Raw genomic sequence first — 5,835 nt, 5'->3', positions numbered from 1 at the left:
AAGTGTTAGGCAGTCATTCCGTCGAATGATCGCCTAACACTAGGTTAGTATGTTTGTTTAAGTTCTATTTGTGTTGCACTTCAATTTTAAATCAGGGTAATTATTTTTCTCTATTTTTCAGTAAACCTAAGCAGCATTTTTTCGTCTTTAGAGTTTTTCTGTTTTTACTTTCTGTTTTTCTTATCATCTTTTTATTCTTGTCCCATTTTTCAAGATCCGTTTCTGGATATTGATTCCATTCTTCGATTATAAGATCGGCATTAATGAAGGAATCATAGTCTAATGAATCATAATATAATGGCTTTGCATTGCTTCCTATGAAGGAATATCTAATAATTACTCTTTCATCAGGTTGTGCAAGTCTTTCACTCCCTTTAAGTACTGGGGCTATTATTCGATCATATACATGGCGATTAGTTTTCATTGCTTCATCATATGATGGGAGTGAGGGTATTTGAGGTAGCATTCTCTCAAAAATATTGCATAAACACAGATTTATGAAGCACTTGCTCAGATTACCCTCTATTTTTCGTTTCTAAGTGGCTTTAAGCTAACTGCCTATAATTGCACATGATCTTCTTTTAAATTGATCTAGCCTAGCAAAAATTGAATATTTTTGTGCTTTACTAATTCCTTTTCTGTTATCTGTTCAAAATACAAGCGTACGCTAGGTACATTTGTCAGCATCTTCACACCTGGGCATTTCTTAGTTAGCTTGATGATCTTACCTCTGTACCATCTGGTACGCTGGTCAACGTCTGAGCCGTTTTACTGCCGTCTCTTTTTTTGGGTCTCTGATTCCTCGCAATGTTCTAAAAAGGACATTTACATGTGCAAGCATTTATATAGAGCCTTTACGTTCTATATTTCATCCCCTGGGAGGGATGAAACTATTTCACAATACTAATAATTCCAGGTTTAAGCATCAAAAAAGGGAGTAGCAAATCGCTACTCCCTCAAGTCTTTTAGTGCCTTTAGTGTAAATAACACTACCTATAGGCTTACTTTGTTTCATGCTATTTGCTGCCAGCTACCAATTAATTTTAGAACGGTCTGGTACATAGATTCTTGTCATTTACTCCAGGTAAGCGTAAATTCTGCCCTTGTTGTTAAGCCTGTAAAAGCTCTCTCCCTCAAGATATAGGGCGTGATCCATGCTTATTTCTCTATAATCAATATAATTTTCTTCTCCATCATGTTTTTCTTTTGGTAGGTCTTTTTCATAATCATCTCTGGTGAGCCATCAATAAAAATGACAAACTTATCAAAAAGATCATCCAAGTTGCTATACTGAAAATCCAACTGCTTTGAGTTTATCGAGGTTACCAGTTCACCGCTTGTTTTCTTTCTTGGTTTTATTTCTACCATCCTTACTTTCACCTACTTTGTTACTATGTTATTATGTTACATTAACATTATAGCATATTATTACTATACCATCTTATTACATTGTTATCTTGCTATATTGTTATATTAGCATTGTATTCTTGTAGTATCAGATTATTTCAGCATAATATTACATTTTTGCCATCTCTAATATGGCTTCAAAAACGGGCTTCTAAGCTTGATATACTTGGAATCTATTCAAGATAATTTAGTTAATGGTAACAAAATTCAATTAATTGGATTTGGTACTTTTGAAGTTCGTGATCGTGCTGCTCGCAAAGGCCGTAACCCACAAACAGGAAAAGAAATCACTATTCCTGCAACTAAGAATCCTGCTTTTAAATCAGGCAAAGCTTTAAAAGATAGCGTTAATAAATAAAACAAGAAAATATGCTACCCTACTTTGGGTAGTTTTTATTTTTTAAATAAATTTCTTCAATTTAGAAACCATTTATAGAATAAAGGAGGGTTTTAAGTACTAGAGATAATTTTAATTAAATGCTGTGAGCCTTATTCTATGGTCTTCTTTATTATTTTGGCTTGGTAATTTATTATTTAAGTCATACAATGCTTATTTATGGATTCGGTAAAAGGATACTTTTCAAAAACATTATTTTTATAAAAAAACAAAACTTTTTTCGTATTTTAAAAAATCATGATAAATAGGAAGAAAAATAACATTTTTACCTCCTTGCTTTCTTAAATTAGATGATAGTCATGCAAATTATCGATTTTTAAGCATAACAATAACAGCTTTTCATAAAACCTCTCGTCCTGACGGAGACACCATGTCACGTGATTGAAAGCGCATGCAAAATATGCTAATTTAAACTTACAAAATAATAGTAATTGATTGAAAAGGAGTTTTTATTATGGCAGAACCAAAATGGCTTAAAGATATGAGCCGTGACGACTACATGAAGGAAAACTTCAACGCTGATGGCAAATCAGTTGCCGGAACCACTGTTGTTGGCATTGATAAGGAAGATCCTAACTGGCTCGACAAGGCAGCTAAGAAGGTGAACGCTGCTGAAGGTGACGACTATGTTAAGCTTGATTCAGGACTTTTAACAGTAAACCAAATCAACTGGATGCTTCGCAACACTATTGGTGAAATGACTTTTGTTGATGATAACAACCAATTCTTGTGGTACAACCGTCCAGTTGATCCAAACTACAAGATGAAGGCTGGTAGAAAGCCTGAACAAGTCGGCGACAACATGAAGGATATTCACCCTGATGTTCGCGATGTTATTCCTAATGCCAAGAAGGTTGTTCACGCACTTCGCACTAAGGAAGCAGGTCATGATGATGTTTACATGCCTGTTCCAACCGGTAATTTAAAGGAACTTGTTTTGCACTATTACAAGCGTGTTGAAGATGATAAGGGCAATTACGTTGGTATTTACGAATGGGTTCAAGATTTATACCCACTTGTTAAGTACTTCTGCGAAACTACTGGTCAAAAGTTAGTTGTTGACGATGATGCTTCAACTGGTGCAACTTACCGTCGCAATTCTGATCCTGACGCTTCAAGCGGTGCATCAACCAAGGCTGAAGAAGTTAAGGAAGAAAAGAAGGAAGAACCTGACACAACTTCTGGTGCTTCTGAGCATTAATTGAATTAGAATAGGAGAACAGTTATGTATCAAGACGCGTATGACGCAGCCGCAAATGCTTCCATCAAAAAATTCAATTTATTGAAAAATAATCCGTTAGGATATTTCGTTTTGTCAATGCTCGCAGGAATGTACATTGGCTTTGGAATTTTATTAGCTTTTACGGTAGGTGCCCAATTAGGTAATAATCCTGCATCCGGTTTGATAAAGGGCTTAATCTTCGGTGTAGCGCTCAGTTTAGTAATTATTCCTGGCGCTGAGCTCTTTACAGGAAATAACTTTGTAATGGGTTCAGGATTATTTGAAAAGAAAGTCAATTTTGGCCAGGCTTTGCTTCTCTGGCTTGTATGTTGGATTGGTAATTTAGTTGGAGCTTTGCTTCTAAGCTGGATCTTTACTGCTTCCGGTTTAGATATGCCGGCAGTTGCGGCAACATTTACCAAGGCAGCTGCGGCAAAGATGTCAGCATCAGCAATGCAATTAGTTTTGCGTGCTATCTTGTGTAATATTTTAGTTTGTTTGGCTGTTTGGTCAGGTTTTCAAACAAAAGATGACACAGCTAAGTTGATTATGGTTTGGTGGTGTTTATTGGCCTTCTTCTCATCTGGCTTTGAACACTCAGTTGCTAACATGACGACTTTGATCGTTGCGTTGATGAATCCTGTCAAAGCAGCTGGAGTGGTCAGCATGGGTGGACTTTGGTATAACTTGCTTTGGGCAACTATTGGGAATATGATTGGTGGCATTATATTTGTTGCTCTACCATATTGGTTAGCAAGCAGATCAAAAAATAATTAAATTTTTAAAATGGAATAATTATTCGATTGTATTGGAAGATCTAAAAGTAATCTAACTTTTAGATCTTTTATTATGTTCAATTCCTAAATCTTCAAATTTATATTTCCACTTTCATAAGAATAAAATTTTCAATGTCCACAAAGTACAGTTTGTGGACATTGAGCATTTTTTCGAAGTTTTTTCAGCAAAATAAAAAAGCCATTACTAGTGCTTATATTCATCACCAATAATGACTTTTACAGAGGGGGAAAGTTATATAATATTTTTTACTAAGATAAGCTACCTTTAGCCGATTTCTGCAATTATCTGACGAGAGGATGCTTCTTTGTCTTTTTCTTGCTTCTCAATCTTTTTAGAGGTTTCTGGGAAGATCATCAGTATTTCATCACTGTGTCCAGCATCTGTAACTTCTTTTCTATTCATCCGCAATAATTTATCACCTACATCAACATGATCACCATTCTTAACAAATGACTTGAATGGCTTTCCATTCATTTCAACAGTATCAATCCCACAATGTAGCAAAAGATTATTGCCCGCATCGGTTTTAATTGTCAGAGCATGCAATGTCTGTTGTAATCCTTGGACGGTTCCAGAAACAGGTGAATATATATAATCGCTGTTTGGTTCAACTAAAATCCCATCTCCTAGAATTTTTTGAGCAAATACGTCATCAGTACTAGATGTAATATCTTTTACTACACCGCTAACCGGTGCATAAATTTCTTCAGGCATTATTCAAGTTCCTTTCCATTAGTTTTAATTACATTTTTATACCAGTTAAAACTAGCTTTTTTATAACGATTAAATGTACCTTTTCCATCATCATCGACATCAACATAGACCAAGCCGTATCTTTTGCTCATTTCGCCAGTACTATTGCTTACCAAGTCGAAAATAGACCAGACGTAATATCCCATCAACTTAACACCATCATCTGATGCTTCTTCTAATGCTTTAATATGACTTCGAAGATAAGATATTCTCCCTTGATCATTAACAGTTCCATTAACGAGCTTTTCTTTCATTCCAATCCCATTTTCTACAATACAAATTGGTTTTTGATACTTATCAAAAAGTTGATTAAGGGCTATTCTTAATCCTTTAGGATCAATTTGCCAGCCCCATTTGGTAGATTGTAAATTAGGATTCTTTAAACCAGAAAATATGTTGCCCTCCGTTGTTTGAGACATAAAATCTTTTCTCGCCATTGTTAAGCTCATATAGTAACTAATAGCAATAAAATCTGCCGGATGTTCTTTTAATATCTTCAATTCATCAGGCGTAGTACTAATTTTGATATTTAATTGGTCAAATAGTCTTTTAGTGTAAAAAGGATATTCTCCTCTGACAAATAAGTCAGTTGCAAATGTTTCTCTAGTACGTTCAAAATTTTGAGCAGCCCAAACATCATCTGGGTGACAAGAATAAGGATAAACAGGAGAATATTGAATCATACAACCAATTTTGGCATCAGGAATGATTTCATGACAAAGTTTATTTACCTTTGCTGCTGCGACAGCTTGATTGTGTAAGCATTGATATCCTAATTGAGTAATTTGTGATTTATCATCAGTTATGGCACCACCAGAATGAAAGGGCATCGCTGTTACGCTGTTTACTTCATTAAAGGTAAGCCAATATTTAACTTTATCTTTATATCTTAGAAAAACAGTTTTAGCATATTTTTCAAACAAATTAATAACTTTTTTATTAGCCCAGCCATTATATTTTTCAGTTAAATAAAGTGGCATTTCAAAATGTGAAAGAGTAACCATGGGCTGTATGTTGGCTTGATTTAATAAATCAAAAATCTTATCGTAAAATTCTAGTCCTTTTTCATTAGGTTGTTCTTCAATACCTTTAGGGTAAATTCTAGTCCAAGCAATACTCATACGATAGGACTTTATTCCCAATTCCTTCATTAGCTTAATATCTGACTCGTAATGATCATAAAAATCAATTGCTTTGTATGATGGATAATATGAAAACTTATGCTTTAAGAGTACATTAGGACTAAAAATATATTTTT

Annotated in this window: 6 protein-coding genes and 1 pseudogene; 3 read left to right on the top strand and 4 right to left on the bottom strand. The window is 34.6% G+C overall.

The features are described 5' to 3' along the window. Positions 1-100: 100 nt before the first annotated feature. Positions 101-424, bottom strand: a complete 324-nt coding sequence (locus Q7P22_RS07935) for a hypothetical protein (RefSeq protein ID WP_303862825.1) — start codon at positions 422-424, stop codon at positions 101-103. Positions 425-1,158: 734 nt separating this feature from the next. Beyond that, complete coding sequence (locus tag Q7P22_RS07930) at positions 1,159-1,368, bottom strand: hypothetical protein (protein ID WP_303862822.1); 210 nt, start codon at positions 1,366-1,368, stop codon at positions 1,159-1,161. A gap of 193 nt (positions 1,369-1,561) precedes the next feature. Between Q7P22_RS07930 and Q7P22_RS07925 the strand changes: the two are divergent. From Q7P22_RS07925 to Q7P22_RS07915, 3 genes and pseudogenes are all read left to right on the top strand, one after another. Beyond that, positions 1,562-1,765, top strand: a pseudogene (locus Q7P22_RS07925) (HU family DNA-binding protein); the annotation flags it as partial. Positions 1,766-2,258: 493 nt separating this feature from the next. Beyond that, a complete protein-coding gene (locus Q7P22_RS07920; protein ID WP_303862819.1) occupies positions 2,259-3,005 on the top strand; it encodes a PAS domain-containing protein in 747 nt (248 codons plus the stop codon). Between the two features lie 24 nt (positions 3,006-3,029). After that, on the top strand, positions 3,030-3,803 hold the full coding sequence (locus Q7P22_RS07915; protein WP_303862817.1) for a formate/nitrite transporter family protein: 774 nt from the start codon (positions 3,030-3,032) through the stop codon (positions 3,801-3,803). Between the two features lie 285 nt (positions 3,804-4,088). Here Q7P22_RS07915 and Q7P22_RS07910 read toward each other — a convergent pair whose 3' ends face one another. After that, positions 4,089-4,538, bottom strand: a complete 450-nt coding sequence (locus Q7P22_RS07910) for a PTS glucose transporter subunit IIA (protein WP_303862814.1) — start codon at positions 4,536-4,538, stop codon at positions 4,089-4,091. Further along, on the bottom strand, positions 4,538-5,835 hold a 1,298-nt coding region (locus tag Q7P22_RS07905), incomplete at its 5' end, for a glycoside hydrolase family 1 protein (RefSeq protein ID WP_369695509.1). The genes Q7P22_RS07905 and Q7P22_RS07910, both read right to left, overlap by 1 nt.

This window comes from Alkalibaculum bacchi, from assembly GCF_937875145.1.
Lineage (GTDB): Bacteria > Bacillota > Clostridia > Eubacteriales > Alkalibacteraceae > Alkalibaculum > Alkalibaculum bacchi_A.
Note: the sequence above shows the minus strand (reverse complement) of the source record. Positions and strands in the feature narration are given on the sequence as shown.